This is a genomic window from Pseudomonas sp. StFLB209 (genome assembly GCF_000829415.1).
Taxonomy (GTDB): Bacteria; Pseudomonadota; Gammaproteobacteria; order Pseudomonadales; family Pseudomonadaceae; genus Aquipseudomonas.
This window is the reverse complement of the sequence record NZ_AP014637.1, coordinates 2,606,305-2,625,535: the sequence shown is the minus strand read 5'-3', so window position 1 is coordinate 2,625,535 and position 19,231 is coordinate 2,606,305. Positions and strand designations below refer to the sequence as shown.

Sequence of the window (19,231 nt, the reverse complement as noted above, 5' to 3'; positions counted from 1 at the left end):
ATTCATCCCCATATCAGTAAAAGTTCTCTGTGAATTCTGCCTGGCTCATCAGGCCAGGGCCGCGCACCAGCGTTCGCCACGCGGGCCTTGCGGGTTGAGGGTCACCGTACGACCGGCACCCTGGTGCGTAATGGTAATGGTCAGGTCGGGCTTTGGCAAAAACCCCTTGCCACGGGCCGGCCATTCGATCAGGCACAGTGCATCATCGGCGAAGTAATCGCGGATGCCCATGTACTCCAGCTCTTCAGGGTCGGTCAGCCGATACAGGTCGAAATGAAAAGCCCGCAGCGCGCCGATTTCATAGGGTTCGACCAGGGTAAAGGTCGGGCTTTTGACCGCCCCTTCATGGCCCAGGCCGCGGATCAGGCCGCGTGACAGGGTGGTCTTGCCCGCGCCCAGGTCACCTTCGAGAAAAATCACACCCTTTGCCGCAGTGAGCTGCGCCAGCCGCGCGCCCAATGCCACCATGGCGTCTTCGCCATCTACCTGCAGGGTTACTTCAGACACGGTTGCAGCTCCTCCAACAGGCGACGAATGATCACGATCAGGTCACTGGCGAGCAGCCCACGCCCCTCCAGGCCTGCCAGCTCACCGGCCCTGGCATGCAGCCAGACGCCCAGGCAAGCCGCTTCGAATGGTTGCATGTGCTGCGCCAACAGGGCACCGATCAGACCGGACAGCACATCGCCCAGCCCGGCACTGGCCATGGCTGGATGCCCCCGATCACAGAGCGCCAGGCGCCCCTGCGGATCGGCAATCAGGCTGCCACTGCCCTTGAGCACGCAAACAGCCTTGAACTGTTCTGCAAGACGGCGAACCGCTGCGGGCCTGTCGGCCTGCACCTCGGCCGTCGTGACACCCAGCAGCCGCGCCGCCTCACCAGGGTGCGGGGTGATGACACAGCCCGACGGCAGCCTGACCTGGCCGGCCGCCAACAGGTTGAGTGCATCGGCATCCCACACCTGCGGCGTGTCGGCACCGGCAACGACAGACAGCAGGCTGCGTGCCCAACTGCCCTGCCCCAGACCAGGACCTGCCACCAGCACATCAGCGGCAGCGACCAACCCGGTCAATTGATTGGCAGAATGAATTGCGGCGCTCATGATTTCCGGCATGCGCACCAGCGCAGCCGTGACGTGTTCAGCGCGGGTTGCCAGGGTCAGCATCCCGGCGCCGCTGCGCAATGCACTTTCGGCGCTCAACAGCGCGGCGCCGCCAAAGCCGTGATCACCGCCCACCACCAGCACCCGGCCGAACTGCCCCTTGTGCGCAGTACGCGGGCGCGGCGCCAGAGCCGCCAGGTTGGCGCTGTCAAGCCGTGTTGCGGTGGCCGGCGTCTGGCTGAGCGACTGCGGGTCAGCCTGCAAATCCTCACACAGCAGTTGCCCGACATGATCGGCCGCAGCGCCGGTGAACAGGCCCAGCTTCAGAGCGATAAAGGTCACGGTCAGATCGGCGCGTACGGCGCAGCCCAGCGCCTGCCCCGTGTCAGCACTCAGACCGGAGGGGATATCCACCGCAACCACCGGCAGGTCCGCCGCATTGATTGCTTCGATGGCCGCTTTATAGGGCTCACGCACCTCGCCGCGCAGCCCGGTGCCCAACAGCGCATCGACTACCACCCCGACCAGCGGCTGGCCCAGCCACTGGAGGATTTCGACAGCCGCTGCGCGAGCCTGCTGATGAGCCGTGGCGGCATCGCCATGCAGAGCAGCCGGATCACCCACCGCCAGAACCCGCACCACCCAACCAGCCTGATGCGCCAACTGTGCCACCAGATACCCGTCGCCGGCGTTGTTGCCATGCCCGGCCAGCACCGTCAGCACGCCCGCCTCGGGCCAGCGTCGGCGCACTGCACGCCAGGTCGCACGGGCCGCACGCTGCATCAGCTCCAGACCTGGCGTGCCGGCGGCAATCAGCCGCGCATCGAGGTCACGGACCTGTTCAGCGGTGTACAGCGCGTCGGGTAAATGGCTTTGAGTATCTGGCATGCGTGTGTGGGCTCCGATATCTGGCAGAATTATACGCACCTTGGTCTTATTTTCTCCTTTCGCATGCCCGCCACTACCGAACAACTGACCGGCGACGAACTCGCCGAACTTGCCCTGTCGATCAAGACCTGGGGCCGCGAACTGGGCTTCCAGCAGGTCGGCATCAGCGGCCTTGATCTCAACGAACATGAACAGCATCTGGAGCGCTGGCTCGACGCGGGCTACCACGGCGAGATGGACTATATGGCCGCGCATGGCAGCAAACGTTCCCATCCCGAGCAACTGGTGCCTGGCACCTTGCGCGTGGTGTCGCTGCGCATGGACTACCTGCCAGGCGACAGCGAGATGACCCAACGCCTGGCTGAACCGGAAAAAGCCTACGTGTCGCGCTACGCGCTGGGCCGCGATTACCACAAGTTGGTGCGCAAACGTCTGCAGCAACTGGCCGAGCGCATTCAGCAGGCGATCGGCCCGTTCGGTTACCGGGCCTTCGTCGATAGCGCCCCGGTACTGGAAAAAGCCATTGCCGAACAGGCCGGGCTGGGCTGGATCGGCAAGAACACTTTGGTACTCAACCGCAAGGCCGGCAGTTTCTTCTTTCTTGGCGAGCTGTTCGTCGACATGCCGCTGCCGGTGGACCCGCCCCACGCCACCGAGCATTGCGGCCGGTGCAGCGCCTGCCTGGACATCTGCCCGACGGCAGCGTTTGTCGGCCCGTATGTGCTCGATGCCCGGCGTTGCATTTCCTACCTGACCATCGAGCTGAAAACCGCCATTCCTGTCGAGTTGCGAGCACTGATCGGTAACCGGGTATTCGGCTGTGATGACTGCCAGATCGTCTGCCCATGGAACCGCTTCGCCAAACCCACCGAGCAAAGCGATTTCCAGCCGCGCCATAACCTCGACAATGCCGGGCTGGCCGAGCTGTTCATGTGGGACGAAGAGCGCTTTCTCAGCAGCACCGAAGGCTCGCCCCTGCGCCGCACCGGCTATGAGCGCTGGCTGCGCAACCTGGCCGTCGGGCTGGGTAACGCGCCCTCGACCATCAGCGTGCTGCAGGCCCTGGAGGCACGACGTGAGCACCCGTCAGAACTGGTCCGTGAGCATGTCGAATGGGCCATAGAGCAGCACGCCCTGCGGGGTAGGAGCTGCGTTCAGTGGTCATCCTTGTAAACGAACTTCGGCATTTCCCATTTGAAGCGGATCGCCAACAGGCGCATCAACAGGCCGCCGAACAGGGTAATCAGGATCGCCTGCTCATCTGACACGCCAAGGTAGCGACAAGCCAGGAAGCACCAGGCAGCAAGAAAGGACACGCTGGCATAGAGCTCGCGGCGGAAGATCAGCGGAATATCGTTGCAGAAGATGTCGCGCAGAATGCCGCCGAACACTCCGGTGATCACGCCACAGACCGAAGCGACCAGCATGCCGTGCCCTGTTTCCAGGGCGGTCAGGCAGCCAATCAGGGTGAAAGCCACCAGGCCCACGGCATCGAGCACCAGAAACAGCGAGCGCAGATGCCGCATCAGCGGCGCGATGAAGATCGTCACCAGCGCCGCGACGCTGGTCAGTACCAGATATTCGGGGTGTTTCACCCAGGTCAGAGGGTAATGACCAAGCAGCACATCGCGCACAGAGCCACCACCCAACGCAGTGACACAGGCAATCAGCACCACGCCAAACCAGTCCATGCCCCGCCGTCCTGCGGACAACGCGCCGGTCATGGCCTCGGCGGTAATCGCCATCAGATACAGCATCAACAACATGGCGTTACCCCCTGCGACAAAGCCGCGCAGTCTACCCGGCGGCCCGACGCACTGAAAGGGTGCAAAGGGCTTTGTTGACTGCGCGCTTGAAGCAGCGTGCTTACTTGATGAAGTTTTCGCGGTAAAAACGCAGCTCAGCAATGGATTCGCGGATATCGTCCAGTGCCAGGTGAGTGCTGCCCTTCTTGAACTTCAGCTCTGGCGACCAGCGGGCCGCCAGCTCCTTGAGGGTCGAAACGTCAAGGTTGCGGTAGTGAAAGTAGTTTTCCAGCGTTGGCATGTGCCGGTACAGGAAGCGCCGGTCCTGGCAGATGCTGTTACCGCAGATCGGCGAGCTGCGCTCCGGCACCCATTGCTTGATGAACGCCAGCGTCAGGGCCTCGGCCTGGGCGCTGTCGATGGTGCTCTCACGGACCCGCTGAGTCAGCCCCGAGCCGCCATGCTGACGGGTGTTCCACTCATCCATGCCGGCCAGAATCTCGTCACTCTGGTGCACCGCAATCACCGGGCCTTCGGCCAGGGTATTGAGCTCGCTGTCAGTGATGATGGTGGCCATTTCGATGATTACATCGTTGTCAGGGTCCAGGCCGGTCATTTCCAGATCGATCCAGATCAGGTTGCTCTTGCTTTGCATATATTGGCTCCTCAGCATAGGCGCGCAGTTTAGCTCAGCGTCGGCATGCTAGTATCGCGCGTTCGAGCTCATTGACCGGGAATCCCATGGCCAAACGCCAACTCAACCGCCGCCAGAACTGGCGCATCGAAAAGATCCAGGGCGAACGCGCCGCTCGCGCCGCCAAACGTGAGACCCAGGCGCTGGAGATTCTGGAAGGCGGCGACCTGGGCCCGGAAGAGTTCGGCCAGGTGATTGCTCATTTCGGTGTGCAGGTCGAAGTCGAGGCCCAGGACGGCGAGCATCGCGGCCAGACCTACCGCTGCTACCTGCGCGCCAACCTGCCGGCACTGGTCACTGGCGACAAAGTGGTGTGGCGGGCCGGCAATCAGGGCGTTGGCGTGATTGTCGCGCAACTGCCGCGCAGCACCGAACTGTGCCGCCCTGACAGCCGCGGGCTGCTCAAGCCGGTCGCGGCCAACGTCGACCTGATCGTCATCGTCTTCGCGCCGATGCCTGAGCCGCATGCCAACCTGATCGATCGCTACCTGGTCGCCGCCGAACATGCCGGCATCCACCCGTTGCTGCTGCTCAACAAGGCTGATCTGATCGACGAACACAACAGCGTGGTACTCAACGACCTGCTGTCGGTGTATCGCGGCCTGGGTTATCCGGTGCTCGAAGTATCTGCCCATCAGGGCGATGGCATGCAGCAGTTGCAACAGCAACTGGATGGCAAAGTGAGTGTATTTGTCGGCCAGTCCGGGGTCGGCAAATCATCGCTGGTCAACAGCCTGTTGCCGGAAGTCGGCACCCGGGTCGGGCCGCTATCGGAGTTTTCCGGACAAGGCACCCACACCACCACCACCGCACGCCTGTTCCACTTCCCGGGCGGCGGTGATCTGATCGACTCGCCGGGTATCCGCGAATTTGGCCTGGTGCATGTGAGCCGGGACGACGTCGAGGCCGGCTTTATCGAGTTCAATGATCTGCTGGGCAAATGCCGCTTTCGCGACTGCAAGCATGACCGCGAGCCGGGTTGTGCGCTGCTCAATGCGCTGGAACAAGGCCGCATCCATCCGCAACGGATGCACAGCTACCGCTCGATCCTGGCCAGTCTGCCGCAAGACGAATACTGAGACTGGCGCAGCAAAGCTGCCAGCCGCCCCTGCTGCACGCTACAGGGGCGGCCTGACAGCCAGGCAGATTACGGGTTGCTACCCGGCGCCCTGAGTGGCCCCTGATCGAAGATATTGACCCGTTCACGAACCTCATGCGGCAGCACGGCCGGCGCCTGGCTGCCGTTCGCCGCGCCAGGCGCAGCGGCTCCAGGCGCCGCAGCACCCGGTGCCGCCGGGGCTGGATTGACCGGCGGCGCACTGCCTTGGTCACCATCCATACGCTGCTGGGCCTTGCGGGTCAGCACGATGATATCGATACGCCGGTTGACCGGGTTCAGCGGATGCTGGCGATCGAACAGCGCCGAGGACGCGTACCCCACCACTCGTGCCACCTGCTGCTCAGGGTAGCCACCGGCGATCAGCGCACGACGGGCAGCGTTGGCGCGGTTGGCCGACAGCTCCCAGTTGCCGAACTCACCGGTACCGGCAAACGGCTTGGCATCGGTATGACCACTGACGCTGATCTTGTTCGGCACAGCCTTGATGGTGTCAGACATCGCCAGCAGGATGTCTTCGAAGTAAGGTTTGAGCCGCGCACTGCCGGAGTCGAACATTGGCCGGTTATCGGCATCGACAATCTGGATACGCAAACCGTCCTGAGTGATCTCCAGCAGGATCTGGTCCTTGAACTTTTGCAGCTCCGGACTCTCTTCAATCTTGTTCTGCAACTCCAGCAGGAGCATTTCCATGCGTTCCTGCTCGACCTGCTCGGCCTTGGCTTCGGCAGACTCGGCCTCGATCGGCACGGTGTCCGGGCTCGGCGTACTCTTGACCTCGGGGTTGAGGGTCTGGTTAGGAGACATTTCCGGCGAGCCGCCCAGGTCGATGACATAGGGCGAGCCACTGTCGCTGAAGCCGACCGGGTCCTTGAAATAACCGGCCACGGCCACCAGTTGTTCCGGAGTCGCAGCCGACAACAGCCAGAGCACCAGAAAGAACGCCATCATTGCTGTCGCAAAGTCAGCAAAGGCGATCTTCCAGGCACCGCCGTGGTGCCCCCCGCCAAAGCGCTTGACGCGCTTGACGATTATTGGCTGATTATTTTCCATGGTTTAGCGACCACGTACGGCTTGTTCCAGCTCGCTGAAGCTGGGGCGGTGGGCGGGGTAAAGCACCTTGCGACCGAACTCGACGGCCAGTGATGGCGGCATGCCGGAAGCCGAGGCCACAAGAGCCGCCTTGATCGACTCGTAGACGTTCATTTCTTCCTTGGCATCGTGCGCCAGGCAAGAAGCCAGCGGACCAAAGAAGCCGTACGCCGCGATGATACCGAAGAAGGTACCGACCAGTGCCGCCGCCACGTGCTGGCCGATGGCGGCCTTGTCACCGGTTCCCAGCATGGCCATGGTGATCACAATACCCAGTACCGCAGCCACGATACCAAAACCGGGCATACCGTCGGCAATGCCGGTCACGGCGTGGGAAGGATGCTCAAGCTCTTCCTTCATGCTCAACAGTTCCATGTCGAACAGGCCTTCAAGCTCGTGAGGAGCCATGTTGCCGGACGACATGATGCGCAGGTAATCGCAGATGTAGGCGGTCATGCGCTCATCCTTGAGTACGCCAGGGTACTTGGCGAAGATCGGACTTGAAGCCGGCTCTTCGATGTCCCCTTCGATGGCCATCATGCCTTCGCGGCGGCTCTTGTTGAGAATCTCGTACACCAGACCCAGCACTTCGAGGTAATAGGCATGCGTGAAGCGAGTGCTGAACATCTTCAGCGACTTTTTGAACACATGCATGGTCATATGGCCAGGGTTGGCCTGCAGAAAGGCGCCCAGCGCTGCACCACCAATGATGACGATTTCAAATGGCTGGAACAGCGCTGCCAATTGACCGTGGGATAGCATGTATCCGCCGAGAACGCTCGCGAAAACGACAATGATGCCGATGATTTTGGCCATAGGTACAAATACTTGTTGAGTCGGGTTCAGGGAGATGTGCGGTGATTCATGAAACTGTTGTTCTGCTTATCGGCCCGCCTGAGCCAGACTATAGGCTGTTGCCGTGAAAAACCTGTTTTGCTATCGAAACAGGGTGTAACAATACATGACGCATCCATATATGAAAAAGCGTATCCACTGCTGAACGATCTCAGCCGCACAGGCCTTCCGTATGCCGATAGCCAGCACATCGCACCTCCCACGCCCCAAGACACTTGAAGCCTGGGTCAAACAACTGGATGATCTTGCCCTGCCCGTTGCACAGGCCAATCACGCCCGTGTGCGCGCCGCACTGAACGACAGCCGTCGTTCGTTGCGTGATATTGCCGACATGATGCAAGACAGCCCGGCGCTGGTGCTGAGCGTGCTGCGCGAGGCCAACCAGCACAGCCATGGCATCACAGAGCCGGCCGAAAGTCTTGAAGTGGCGCTCAATCGCCTGGGCCTGGCCCGCACCGAAGTGCTGCTTAATCGCCTGCCGGCCAAACAGGCGCAGGAAGTCCCCCAGGCTTACCGTCAACTGATTCTGATCAGCCAGCATGCCACCCAACAGGCCAATGGCCTGTTCGCCAGCCGTCTGGCGCGGCTCTGGCAGGATATTCATCTGGGCAGCCTGCTGTTCCTCGCACCGCTCTGGCCACTGGCGCTGGCCCACCCCAAGCTGCTGGAAGAATGGGAACTGCGGGTCATTCATAAAGGCGAATCAAGCCGCACGGTCGAGCTTGAATTGTTCGGCGTCAAGCTGCTGGACTTGTGCCAGGCACTGGCCACGGTCTGGCGCCTGCCGGTCTGGGTCACGCGTGGCTATACCGTACTGATCAAAGAGCGCCGCGAATGGGTCAAGGCGCTGCGTATCGCCAGGGAAAATCACGACCCGCTGCAACAGCAGCGCGACATGGATGCCAACGCCGATCTGCAACGCTGGTTCAACCAGCCAGCCAATACGGTATTGATGGGTAATGGCCTGGCGCTGGCCGCACAGCAGGCCTGGAACAGCCCGCACTGCCTGCGCTGGGAACTGCTGAGCAGTCTGTACCTGCAACAGTCAATGGACCAGACCCAGCAACAGGTACACCAGAACGCTGCCAGCAGCGCTCGCCAGCATGCGGCGGACGATCTTTGGCATCCCGCCCAGGCGCTGCTCTGGCCGTGGGATTTTCGGCGCATCAGCAATGGCCATGAACCCGCTGCCGCACCTTCTGCCGATGACCTGCAACGCTGGCGCAAACTGTGCGCCGACATGCTGGTCGAGCCCTCCCCGTTCAACAACGCCATGCACCTGATCAGCACCGCCCGCGATGCGCTGGTGGCGAGCGGCATGCAGCGGGTCATGCTGCTGATGCCGGACAAGAACACTGGCCTGCTGCGCGTGCATCAACTGGCCGGCCTGGGTGCGGAAAATGCCGCATTACAGTTTCAGATCAAAGACAGCAAGGTACTGGAACGACTGCTGGCCCAGCCGACCCAACTGCGTCTTACACCGGCCAACCACGCACAGTTCGCAGCCTTGCTGCCGCCGGCCTTCAAGACCCTGTTCAAGGGCCAGCACTTACTGATCCGCTCGCTGAGCTGCAACGGCAAAGTGCTGATCCTGGCGATTGCCGACCAAGGTGGCAGCCCGATGTCGGAGATCACCGTACAGGCATTCGCCAAGACGTCGCAGTGTGTGGAACGTGCCCTGGTCAACTTTACCCAGCTCAAAAGCACCGGCCGGGCGAAACCTGTGTGATCGCTGGCGGGGCTGACAGGTTCAGACTGTCTTATCGGCGTGCAGGCCTTTCCGGCTCTGGGCTACAATCCACGCCTTTGCTCATGAAGGGAGGCTGGAAATGTCCGTGTTTAACGACTTGCCACTGGTTATTGAAGCCAGTGACCTGCAGCCTCGCCTGGAGGCGCCGGAGCTGATCCTTGTCGATCTGACCAATCAGGCCCGCTATGACGCAGGACACATTCCCGGCGCCTGTTTCATAGAGCCCAAGCGCACCCAGCTGGGCCAGCCTCCCGCTCCGGGCCTTGCGCCCGCGCTGAGCGATCTGGAGCGCCTGTTCGGCGAACTGGGGCACCGCAGCGATGCGGTATACGTGGTCTACGACGATGAAGGCGGTGGCTGGGCCGGGCGGTTTATCTGGCTGCTGGACGTCATCGGCCACTCCCGCTACCACTACCTCAATGGCGGACTGCTGGCCTGGGAGGCCGCCGGGCTGCCGCTGTCCAGTGAAGCATCGCCCACCCGCCACAGCGCAGTGAGCCTGAGCCTGCAAAGCGCGCCCACCGCCACCCGCGAATACCTGCAGAGCCGCCTGGGTGCTGCCGATCTTGCGATCTGGGATGCCCGCGGGCCCGAGGAATTTACCGGCAGCAAAGTGCTGGCGGCCAAAGGCGGACACATTCCCGGCGCGATCAACTTCGAGTGGACCGCTGGCATGGACAAAGAGCGTCAGCTGCGCATTCGTACCGATCTGCGCCAGACCCTGGAAGCACTGGGTATCACCCCGGACAAGGAAATCATCACCCACTGCCAGAGCCATCGCCGCTCAGGCTTTACCTATCTGGCCGCCAAAGCACTGGGCTACCCGCGAGTCAAGGCCTATGCCGGCTCCTGGAGCGAATGGGGCAACCACCCCGACACGCCTGTGGAGCAATGAACCTACGGCCTGCCCCGCGCAGGCCCCATCAAGCTGTTAGGAATATCAATGAAAGAGCGTCTGTTTATCCTGAGCCAGTACCTGCTGCCCCACCACCTGCTGTCACGCCTGGCTGGCTGTGTGGCCGAATGCAAGGTGAGCTGGTTCAAGAACGCATTCACCGCCTGGTTCGCCCGCCGCTATCAGGTAGACATGTCTCAGGCCCAAGTCGAAGACCTGACGGCCTATGAAAACTTCAACGCGTTTTTCACACGCGCACTGAAACCCGATGCTCGCCCTCTGGACGACACCCCCGGGGCAATCCTGTGCCCGGCCGACGGCGCCATCAGCCAGTTGGGTCCGATCGAACAAGGCCGGATTTTCCAGGCCAAGGGCCACAGTTTCAGCGTGCTGGAGCTGCTTGGCGGCGATCCGCTGCTGTCTGCGCCGTTCATGGGCGGTCAGTTCGCCACCGTCTATCTGTCGCCCAAGGATTACCATCGCGTTCATATGCCACTGGCCGGCACCCTGCGCGAGATGGTCTATGTGCCAGGGCGCATTTTCTCGGTCAACCAGACCACCGCCGAAAACGTACCTGAGCTGTTCGCCCGTAACGAGCGGGTAGTCTGCGTATTCGACACCGAACGCGGCCCGATGGCAGTAGTGCTGGTCGGCGCGATGATCGTAGCGTCGGTAGAAACTGTCTGGGCAGGCCTGGTCACGCCACCCAAGCGCCAGCTCAAGAGCGTGCGCTACGACGAAGCGGCACGGGCGCCAATCCAGCTGGAAAAAGGCGCCGAAATGGGCCGTTTCAAGCTGGGCTCCACAGCCATCGTACTGTTCGGCCCTGAGCAGGTGAAATGGGCCGAAACCCTGACGGCCGGCTCAGCGGTACGCATGGGCCAGGCTCTGGGTCGCGCCGACCAGGCGTGATCGTGGCTGCCGGCCAGGATCGTGCCTGGCCGGCAGCGGTGTCCATGCAACCTATTGCGGCGGGATTAATCATAAGGTCATGGCCCTGTGCCAGATTAAGCTGCGGGCGCAGGCCGATGCTGTTAAAGTCGACCCATCGGTGTTGTAGGACACTTCGCAGTCTATTGATATTGCCCAGCGCTCTCCCCCCTCGACGCATTGGCACCTTATCAATCTGACGCCACCGTTCAGGCCATCAACACGAGGGAGTTGCCTGTCACATGAGTAATATGAGCTTTCCGCTGCTGTTGCGCGTTTCTACGCCGACTCAGTCGAGCCTGACATTCTGTGAAGCCAACCCCCGCGACCTGAAACGCTGGATCTCGACCCTGCCCAAGGCAAACCTGGGCGAAATGGCCCGCCAGCTGTATCAGGGCTTGAGCGAACTCAACCAGTTGCTGACCTCCAGCGATAACCGCCTGCTGCTGCTCGAAGAGCTGCGTCCGGAGGTCTATTTCGTCTGCAAGCACCTGGAGCGCCACTTCCTCAACCAAGCCATCGTTCTGGACGAGCGCCCGCGCAAGGTCGCCAACCTGTGCCAGGCGCTGCAGAACCACCTGGCCACCGGCTATAAGCTGATTATCAACAGCATCGCGCCGCGCTACACGCGCGAAAACAGCACGTTGCTGACCACTGCGCTGCAACGTGCTGCGCATTGCCTGAACGGCCCGCTGATTCGCGCCAGCCAGCTGTATTGCCCGGTGCAGGACGGGCTGTGGCTTGAGCTGCACCAGATCTATCAGATCGCCCGCCAGTATCAGTTGCACCAGGTGCCGGTCAACGAGCCACAGGCCGTCCATGTTCGCAAGTTGAGCATTGAGCAGACCTACATCATCTCGCTGATGATGGGCAGCTCACGCTGCAACCAGATGCGCCAGCTCAATATTGGCAAGCTGGGCGAAGTGCTTGAGGCCTGGAGCAGCATGGTCAAACTGCAGGCAGCCAACGAACCAGGCACGTTGTTCGCCCTGGATCCAGCCGCCGACAAGCCGCCGCTGTATCGCACCCTGTTCGATGAGCAGCTGCTGCCGCGCCTGCTGGGTATCAACCCGCTGGCCCTGGCCGTGGCCCTGGAGCAGTATTTGGAGCTGCCCGCCGAACAACGCTCGCAATCCGGCCTGAGCGTACCGCCGGGCGTCAGCACAGACCTGATCCAGCATCTGGCAGCCGCCTGGGGTGATGTCGCCGAGCGCACCTTCCAGCGCATGGCCGGGCACGGCACGCTGAAGATCTGCATCGGCATGAGCGCCCTGCATTACTACCTGGCCGGCAAGAAGTCGTTCAGCGAACTGCTGCAGTTGCCCGCCGTGATCCAGGCCGCCGACTTCACCCTCAAGGTCGCCAATGAGAACAGTGACGACCCATGGTCGCAGGCGTTTGATGCCCACCGTGGCGGCACCTCGTCGACTTTGCTGCCGTTCGAGGAAATCGAATACCCGCAGGTCGACGCCGACCATGACCCCGGCAACGCGCAACACGACTTTCCGATGTTCGAGCTAAGCATCGTCAATCACAGCCCGGGGGGTTATTGCCTGGCCTGGCACAAAGAAGTGCCAACTCAACTGCAAGCCGGTGAGCTGGTCGGCATTCAGGACGAAAGCGCGCAAAACTGGAGTATCGCCATCGTGCGCTGGGTACGCCAGGTACGCAGCGGCGGTACCCAGATGGGGATTGAACTGATCGCTCCATTTGCCCAGCCATGCGGCATGCAATTGATCCGTGAAGAGCAGAACAGCCAGTACCTGCGCAGCCTGATGCTGCCGGAGGTGCGCGCCATGAGCAAACCGCCCTTGATGCTGGCGCCACGTCTGCCGTTCAAGGAAGACAGCAAAGTACTGATCAACATCAATGGCGAAGAAAAGCGCGCAGCGCTTAAAACCCGGCATATTGCTAGCGCCAGCTACAACCAGTTTGAATATCAGGTCTTCGAGGCGCCGAAATCAGCGGCGCCCGAGAAAAAGATCGGGGAAGAGTTCGAATCGTTGTGGGGCAGCCTGTAGGCGCTGCTTCAGCAGCGAAGATCGCTCAGCCACCTTCGCCGCCAAAGCCCTTGACCTCAAGCCCGCCTCAGTTACGCCCTTCGCGGTCGCGCAAGCCCAGCAGGTAGAGAACCCCATCCAGCCCCAGGGTCGAGATGGCCTGTTTGGCCGATTGTTTGACCAACGGTTTGGCACGAAATGCCACGCCCAGACCGGCAATGGCCAACATCGGCAGGTCATTGGCACCGTCGCCCACGGCGATGGTCTGCTCCAGGCTCAAGCCTTCCTTGTGCGCCAGCTCGCGCAGCAGGTCAGCCTTGCGCTGCGCATCGACGACAGGCTCGACGGCCACACCGGTGACCCGGCCATCCTCAACTTGCAGTTCGTTGGCAAATACATAGTCGATGCCAAGCTTTTCCTGCAATTGACGGGCAAAGTAGGTAAAGCCGCCCGACAGAATCGCGGTTTTGTAGCCCAGCCGTTTGAGTTCCGCGAACAGCGTTTCGGCACCCTCGGTCAGACGCAGCGAAGCGCCGATTTCGTCGAGCACGCTGACATCCAGGCCTTTGAGCAGCGCCAGACGCTCTTTGAAACTGGCGCGAAAATCCAGTTCGCCGCGCATGGCCCGCTCGGTGATTTCCGAAACCTGCTCACCCACGCCGGCGGCTTTGGCCAGTTCGTCGATGACTTCGGCTTCGATCAGGGTCGAGTCCATGTCGAACACGGCCAGGCGCCGATTACGCCGGAACAGCGAGTCTTGCTGGAACGCGATGTCGACATTCAGCGCCTGAGCAACACTGAGAAACTCGGCCTGCATGGCCTTGAGGTCCGCCGGTTCGCCGCGCACCGAAAACTCGATGCAACCCTTGCCCTGATCCGCCGGGGTGTCGAGCGGCATACGCCCGGACAAACGGTCGATATGGTCAATATTGAGCCCGTAACGGGCGGTAATCGAGCTGACACACTGTAACTGCTCGGCCGTGACCTTGCGGGTCAGCAGGGTCACGATGTGCCGCGCCTTGCCCTGGCCTTCAACCCAACGCTGGTAGTCCTGTTCCGACACGGCAGTGAAGCGCACCTGCTGGTCGAGCTTGTAGGCGGTGAACAACACGTCTTTGAGGACCGATGAGCCTTCGTCGGTGCCCGGGATTTCGACCAGAATGCCAAACGACAGGGTGTCATGGATCACAGCCTGACCAATATCGAGAATGTTCACGCCACCCTGGGCGAGGACGCCGGTAATGGCCGCAGTGAGACCGGGACGGTCTTCACCAGTAATGTTGATCAGGACGATTTCGCGCAAGGCGCACCCCCGCAGGTGGAAAAAAACCGCATTCTACCCGCTTTCAGTGACCATCGGGCACAGCCAGCGCTTTGCCACGTCTGGGCCGCTCGCTATACTGCGCGGCAACTTCATTATCGAAAGAGCCGCGCTCAGTGAACCGGCCCACGCCTATCAAGACCGATAACTTCTTCCTGTTGATCTTCCGTGCCCTGCGTCATCGCCGCGTACCGATCGCCCTGCGTATTGCCAGCCACAACGTGATTCTCGTGGCTCTGGCATTGGTGATCTATGCCGGCGTGATGGGCTTGCAGTTCAAACAGGCCATGCACGAGCAGGCAGACGCGCTGGGACAGTCCCTGACCATCCAGACAGCCAGCTCGGCGACCGAACTGCTGGTGTCCAACGACATCCTCAGCCTCAACGTGTTGCTCGGCAATCTGGTGAAAAACCCGCTGGTGGCCCACGCGGCGATCTACAGCGTCGACAACCGCATCCTCGCCGAAGCCGGGCAGCGCCCGAAAAACAGCCTGCTGGGTGAAACCCAGGGGCTGTACGAGATCAAGATCACCTTCCAGGACGTCATGGCGGGGCATCTGCGGATCAGCCTGGACATGTCGCAGTTCCAGCAGCCGATGACCATCAGCCTGCAGAGCATGGGCATCCTGGCCGGCATCCTGCTTGCGTTGGCCCTGGCCCTGAGCCTGCGCCTGGGCCGGCATATCTCGACCCCGCTGCTGCAACTGCGCCTGTGGCTAAGGGATATCGACCCCTACACCCCAGGCACCGAGCGCCAGGATGAGGTGGGCGATCTGGCCCGCCAGCTACGCACCTCGTTCGCCCCGCCGATACCAGAGCCTGAGCCGATCCCTGAGCCCGAACTGTTCGACGAAGATCTCGAAGAGCACGACGAGCCCGAGCCGCGCAGCCAGGTTGCCGAACCGGCCCGGCCGCGCCTGCCAGCCGCTGCTGCGCCGAGACGCGTGGTGGCCGAGGAAGACCTCGAAGACGAAGAAGACCCGTTCGCCGACCTGCGCGATAACTCCACTCCCGTCGCCCGCCCGGTTGCGTCCTTGCCAGTACCTGCCGCAGCGCCCAGCGAGCCGCAGTACAGCGCAATTCTTGCCGTGCAACTGGGCGGCCAGGACCAACTTCGCCGCCTGCCCAAAGCACGGCTGACCGACCTGCTGCAGCGCTATCGCGACTGCCTGGACCAGGCCACGTCACTGTATGACGGCGAGCTGCACACCTTGAACGACGGCAGCACCCTCATGCTGTTCCACACCCAGACCAGCGGCGAGGATTACCTCACCAATGCAATCTGCTGTGGCGAGCTGCTGCGCGCCCTGAGCCATGCCCTGCAGATCGAAGTCGCCGACAGCGGCATCACCCTGCAACTGCAACTGGGCCTGACCTTGAGTGACGGGGTGGCGGGCCTGAGCCAGATCGATCTGCTGCTGACCGACAAGGCGCAAGACGCTCTGGCCCTGTCGCAACACAGCCGCAACCTGCTGCTGGTCGAGCGCTCGGTAAACGATGACGAACTGCTGCGCCAGCGCGCACGCATCCGGCCGATCGCCAGCCCCGAAGGCGCCTGCTGTGTCGAACGCCTGATGGAGCCCTACCCGTCGATGCTCGAACGCCAATTGGCGCGCATGCACGACGCGCACAAGGTCTGATACAAGGTCTGATTGCAGAGATAAAAAAACCGCGCCAGGCGCGGTTTTTTTATGCGTGTCTTTAGAAACGGAACACTTCAAGATCGGTTCGAATGGGCGATGCCATTGGAATCTTGGGCTTTTCCGGCTGCGGCTTGGCACGCACCACCGGCGCAGTTTTCTTGGGTTCCTCAACCGGCGCCCAGGAAATTGGCTTGATGGCGGTGCTGACCTGATCGGCCAGACGCTGCAGCAGAATGCCCTGCGCCTTGACCTGCGAAGCCGTTGTCCCAGTGTGGACCTCTTCGAGGTGCACCAGGCGGCTGTCACGGACATTACCCTTGCGGTCGAGCAGGCGCCACTGCGCATCGAGAATCGCCGGCTGCTTGCTACCGGAGTCCAGCCGGGTGATGGACAACAGCACCTGTACGTCCGGCGTGAAGTTGGCAACCGTGGGCGACAACACCACCCGCTGACTGTCGAGCTTCCAGGAAATCTGGCGCAACAGCAGTTGATCGATATCCGAAGACAGGTTACCGGCCCAGCGTCCATCGGCGGCCGCGGTCAGCGTGCCATCAGGCTGACGTTGCAGCAGGGTTTCGCGTTGCAGGTAGTCGGCAATCGAAACCGGCCCCAGCAATACTGCCAGCCCAGCAGCCTGCTTTGGCTGGCCTGGCTCACCGCTGTCGAGCTGGTAGAGCGCAGCCGGTTGATGCACGCTGCACCCGGCAAGGCCGAGCACACCCGTCACCAACAAAATCATGGGAAGGCGTAGAAGATTCATCGTCCCGTCCAACCTGCGTTCGGCAGGTCAAAAATTGAATACGCATCAGGGTCATGCAGGCATTGAGCCACGCCTGCTCCTGAAGACCCCATATCATCCGTGAATATTCGCTGTGACTCCAGCGATTATGCGGCGATCTTCATGGCAGAACGAAGATCGCTGACCGCAAACGATCATTCTCAGCCGTTTTCCACCAATAAGGCGTCCACCCGCTGGAAACCGCGTGGCAATTTATTACCACGCCGCCCGCGCTCGCCCTTGTAGTGTTCCAGATCATCGGCCTTGAGCGACAGTGTACGCTTGCCGGCTTGCAGCACCAGCGTTGCGCCTGACGGCACGACGGCCAGATCGGTGACATATTCTTCACGGCTGGCCACCCGGTCACCCGGCACACCGATGATCTTGTTGCCCTTGCCCTTACCCAACTGCGGCAGATCGTTGATGCGAAACACCAGCAGGCGACCCTCGGTAGTCACTGCCGCCAGCCAGTGATTTTCGCGGTCGAGCACCGGACGCGGAGCAATCACCTTCGAGCCGGCCGGCAGGGTCAACAGCGCCTTGCCGGCCTTGTTCTTGGCCTGCAGGTCTTCACCCTTGACCACAAATCCGTAACCGGCGTCGGACGCGATCACATACAGCGCATCGTCATCGGGCAACAGCACGCAATCGAAGGTCGCACCGGGTGGCGGCTGCAGCTTGCCGGTCAACGGTTCGCCCTGGCCCCTGGCCGATGGCAAGGTATGCGCGGCCACCGAATAACTGCGGCCGGTGGAATCAATGAACACCGCAAACTGATTGGAGCGCCCTATCGCTGCGGTTTTGAAACCATCGCCGGCTTTATAAGAGAGCCCGGTCGCGTCGATGTCGTGGCCCTTGGCGCAACGTACCCAGCCCTTTTCCGACAGCACCACAGTGACCGGCTCGGTAGGCATCAGCTCGTTTTCCGACAGCGCCTTGGCTTCGGCACGCTCGACAATCGGCGAACGGCGGTCGTCGCCATAGGTTTCAGCATCGGCGATCAGCTCAGCACGCACCAGTTTGCGCAGTTTGGTGTCGCTGCCCAGCAATGCCTTAAGCTTGGCCTGCTCTTTGAGCAATGCATCCTGCTCGCCGCGCAGCTTCATTTCTTCGAGCCGCGCCAATTGCCGCAAGCGCGTGTCGAGAATGTAGTCGGCCTGGATTTCCGACAGGTCGAAACGGGCAATCAGGTCAGCCTTGGGCTGATCCGAGGTGCGGATGATGTGAATGACCTCATCGAGGTTCAGATACGCCGTCAGCAAACCGTCCAACAGGTGCAGGCGATGTTCGACCTTGTCCAGACGGTACTGCAGGCGGCGGCGCACGGTGGCGATGCGGAACATCAGCCACTCATTAAGCAACACCTTGAGGTTCTTGAGCTGCGGCTTACCGTCCAGGCCAATGATATTGACGTTGACCCGGTAGCTGGACTCAAGATCGGTGGTGGCGAACAGATGCTGCATCAGTTCGGCGGCGTCGACCCGGTTGGAGCGCGGAATGATCACGATCCGGCAGGGGTTTTCATGGTCCGACTCATCGCGCAGGTCGGCCACCATGGGCAGCTTCTTGGCCTGCATCTGTGCAGCGATCTGCTCCAGCACCTTGGCACCCGACACCTGGTGCGGCAGCGCCGTGACCACAATGTCGCCATCCTCGACGCGGTACACCGCGCGCATGCGCACCGAGCCCTTGCCGGTTTCGTAAATCTTCAGCAGGTCAGCCCGTGGCGTGACAATTTCAGCCTCGGTCGGGTAGTCCGGGCCCGGAATGTGTTCGCAAAGCTGCTCGACCGTGGCTTTGGGATCGTCGAGCAAATGCACGCATGCACTGGCGACCTCACGCAGGTTGTGCGGCGGCACGTCAGTCGCCATGCCCACGGCAATACCCGTGGTGCCATTGAGCAGGATATTCGGCAAACGGGCCGGCAACACCGCGGGTTCTTCAAGGGTGCCATCGAAGTTCGGCACCCAGTCAGCGGTCCCCTGGCCCAGCTCGCTGAGCAGCACTTCGGAATACCGCGACAGCCGGGCTTCGGTATAACGCATGGCCGCAAACGACTTCGGATCGTCCGGTGCGCCCCAGTTACCCTGGCCATCGACCAGCGTATAGCGGTAGCTGAACGGCTGAGCCATCAACACCATGGCCTCGTAACAGGCCGAGTCACCATGCGGATGGAACTTGCCGAGCACGTCGCCGACCGTACGCGCCGACTTCTTGTGCTTGGCGTCGGCGCCCAGGCCCAGTTCGCTCATCGCATAGACAATGCGCCGCTGTACCGGCTTGAGACCGTCACCGATATGCGGCAGGGCACGGTCCATGATCACGTACATGGAATAGTTGAGGTAGGCCTGTTCGGTGAAGTCAGCCAGGGACCGGCGTTCTACGCCATCGAGACTGAGGTCAAGGGAGTCGCTCATGCG

At 61.7% G+C, this 19,231-nt stretch carries 16 protein-coding genes; 7 read left to right on the top strand and 9 right to left on the bottom strand.

The window, feature by feature from the left end; all coding sequences use genetic code 11:
• Positions 1-48 precede the first annotated feature (48 nt).
• The gene (gene tsaE, locus PSCI_RS11905; RefSeq protein ID WP_045486817.1) at positions 49-507 is read right to left on the bottom strand and encodes a tRNA (adenosine(37)-N6)-threonylcarbamoyltransferase complex ATPase subunit type 1 TsaE; all 459 of its coding nucleotides are present in this window, start codon (positions 505-507) and stop codon (positions 49-51) included.
• The gene (locus PSCI_RS11900) at positions 495-1,991 is read right to left on the bottom strand and encodes an NAD(P)H-hydrate dehydratase (RefSeq protein ID WP_045486815.1); all 1,497 of its coding nucleotides are present in this window, start codon (positions 1,989-1,991) and stop codon (positions 495-497) included. The genes tsaE and PSCI_RS11900 overlap by 13 nt, the downstream gene beginning before the upstream one ends.
• Before the next feature lie 63 nt (positions 1,992-2,054).
• Between PSCI_RS11900 and queG the strand changes: the two genes are divergently transcribed.
• A complete protein-coding gene (gene queG, locus PSCI_RS11895; RefSeq protein ID WP_045494164.1) occupies positions 2,055-3,164 on the top strand; it encodes a tRNA epoxyqueuosine(34) reductase QueG in 1,110 nt (369 codons plus the stop codon).
• On the opposite strand, the gene PSCI_RS11890 is transcribed toward queG, so the two are convergent.
• Together PSCI_RS11890 and orn are read right to left on the bottom strand one after the other, a co-directional pair.
• Positions 3,146-3,757 (bottom strand): trimeric intracellular cation channel family protein, encoded by a 612-nt coding sequence (locus PSCI_RS11890; RefSeq protein ID WP_045486812.1) that lies wholly within the window; start codon positions 3,755-3,757, stop codon positions 3,146-3,148. The two genes, queG and PSCI_RS11890, sit on opposite strands and share 19 nt — an antisense overlap.
• 100 nt (positions 3,758-3,857) lie before the next feature.
• A complete protein-coding gene (gene orn / locus PSCI_RS11885; protein ID WP_045486810.1) occupies positions 3,858-4,391 on the bottom strand; it encodes an oligoribonuclease in 534 nt (177 codons plus the stop codon).
• Between the two features lie 86 nt (positions 4,392-4,477).
• Here orn and rsgA point away from each other — a divergent pair, with 86 nt between their 5' ends.
• Positions 4,478-5,509, top strand: a complete 1,032-nt coding sequence (gene rsgA, locus PSCI_RS11880) for a small ribosomal subunit biogenesis GTPase RsgA (RefSeq protein ID WP_045486808.1) — start codon at positions 4,478-4,480, stop codon at positions 5,507-5,509.
• Positions 5,510-5,577: 68 nt separating this feature from the next.
• Here the strand turns inward: rsgA and motB are convergent, their stop codons facing one another.
• On the bottom strand, positions 5,578-6,600 hold the full coding sequence (gene motB / locus PSCI_RS11875; RefSeq protein ID WP_045486807.1) for a flagellar motor protein MotB: 1,023 nt from the start codon (positions 6,598-6,600) through the stop codon (positions 5,578-5,580).
• Between the two features lie 3 nt (positions 6,601-6,603).
• A complete protein-coding gene (gene motA / locus PSCI_RS11870) occupies positions 6,604-7,455 on the bottom strand; it encodes a flagellar motor stator protein MotA (RefSeq protein ID WP_045486806.1) in 852 nt (283 codons plus the stop codon).
• Positions 7,456-7,666: 211 nt separating this feature from the next.
• Between motA and PSCI_RS11865 the strand changes: the two genes are divergently transcribed.
• From PSCI_RS11865 to PSCI_RS11850, 4 genes are all read left to right on the top strand, one after another.
• The gene (locus tag PSCI_RS11865; protein WP_045486805.1) at positions 7,667-9,223 is read left to right on the top strand and encodes an HDOD domain-containing protein; all 1,557 of its coding nucleotides are present in this window, start codon (positions 7,667-7,669) and stop codon (positions 9,221-9,223) included.
• A 100-nt stretch (positions 9,224-9,323) separates the two neighbouring features.
• Positions 9,324-10,139 (top strand): rhodanese-like domain-containing protein, encoded by an 816-nt coding sequence (locus PSCI_RS29775; protein ID WP_045486804.1) that lies wholly within the window; start codon positions 9,324-9,326, stop codon positions 10,137-10,139.
• A 42-nt stretch (positions 10,140-10,181) separates the two neighbouring features.
• Positions 10,182-11,051, top strand: coding sequence for an archaetidylserine decarboxylase (gene asd / locus PSCI_RS29770; protein ID WP_231906582.1), 870 nt, complete (start codon positions 10,182-10,184; stop codon positions 11,049-11,051).
• A gap of 260 nt (positions 11,052-11,311) precedes the next feature.
• The gene (locus tag PSCI_RS11850; RefSeq protein WP_045486802.1) at positions 11,312-13,090 is read left to right on the top strand and encodes a hypothetical protein; all 1,779 of its coding nucleotides are present in this window, start codon (positions 11,312-11,314) and stop codon (positions 13,088-13,090) included.
• A 67-nt stretch (positions 13,091-13,157) separates the two neighbouring features.
• Here PSCI_RS11850 and serB read toward each other — a convergent pair whose 3' ends face one another.
• Complete coding sequence (gene serB / locus PSCI_RS11845; protein ID WP_045486800.1) at positions 13,158-14,372, bottom strand: phosphoserine phosphatase SerB; 1,215 nt, start codon at positions 14,370-14,372, stop codon at positions 13,158-13,160.
• A 134-nt stretch (positions 14,373-14,506) separates the two neighbouring features.
• On the opposite strand from serB, the gene PSCI_RS11840 reads away from it, so the two are divergent.
• Positions 14,507-16,030, top strand: a complete 1,524-nt coding sequence (locus PSCI_RS11840; protein ID WP_045486798.1) for a HAMP domain-containing protein — start codon at positions 14,507-14,509, stop codon at positions 16,028-16,030.
• A 61-nt stretch (positions 16,031-16,091) separates the two neighbouring features.
• Here PSCI_RS11840 and PSCI_RS11835 read toward each other — a convergent pair whose 3' ends face one another.
• The gene (locus tag PSCI_RS11835; RefSeq protein WP_045486795.1) at positions 16,092-16,793 is read right to left on the bottom strand and encodes a PqiC family protein; all 702 of its coding nucleotides are present in this window, start codon (positions 16,791-16,793) and stop codon (positions 16,092-16,094) included.
• A 179-nt stretch (positions 16,794-16,972) separates the two neighbouring features.
• Positions 16,973-19,228: a DNA topoisomerase IV subunit A gene (gene parC / locus PSCI_RS11830; RefSeq protein WP_045486792.1), complete on the bottom strand. Its 2,256-nt coding sequence runs from the start codon at positions 19,226-19,228 to the stop codon at positions 16,973-16,975.
• Between the last annotated feature and the right edge of the window lie 3 nt (positions 19,229-19,231).

Coding starts and splice junctions, on each gene's coding strand:
- PSCI_RS11900 (WP_045486815.1), bottom strand. CDS start 1,991: ATGCCAGATACTCAAAGCCATTTACCCGACGCGCTGTACACCGCTGAA.
- queG (WP_045494164.1), top strand. CDS start 2,055: ATGCCCGCCACTACCGAACAACTGACCGGCGACGAACTCGCCGAACTT.
- PSCI_RS11890 (WP_045486812.1), bottom strand. CDS start 3,757: ATGTTGTTGATGCTGTATCTGATGGCGATTACCGCCGAGGCCATGACC.
- orn (WP_045486810.1), bottom strand. CDS start 4,391: ATGCAAAGCAAGAGCAACCTGATCTGGATCGATCTGGAAATGACCGGC.
- rsgA (WP_045486808.1), top strand. CDS start 4,478: ATGGCCAAACGCCAACTCAACCGCCGCCAGAACTGGCGCATCGAAAAG.
- motB (WP_045486807.1), bottom strand. CDS start 6,600: ATGGAAAATAATCAGCCAATAATCGTCAAGCGCGTCAAGCGCTTTGGC.
- motA (WP_045486806.1), bottom strand. CDS start 7,455: ATGGCCAAAATCATCGGCATCATTGTCGTTTTCGCGAGCGTTCTCGGC.
- PSCI_RS11865 (WP_045486805.1), top strand. CDS start 7,667: ATGCCGATAGCCAGCACATCGCACCTCCCACGCCCCAAGACACTTGAA.
- PSCI_RS29775 (WP_045486804.1), top strand. CDS start 9,324: ATGTCCGTGTTTAACGACTTGCCACTGGTTATTGAAGCCAGTGACCTG.
- PSCI_RS11850 (WP_045486802.1), top strand. CDS start 11,312: ATGAGTAATATGAGCTTTCCGCTGCTGTTGCGCGTTTCTACGCCGACT.
- PSCI_RS11835 (WP_045486795.1), bottom strand. CDS start 16,793: ATGAATCTTCTACGCCTTCCCATGATTTTGTTGGTGACGGGTGTGCTC.
- parC (WP_045486792.1), bottom strand. CDS start 19,228: ATGAGCGACTCCCTTGACCTCAGTCTCGATGGCGTAGAACGCCGGTCC.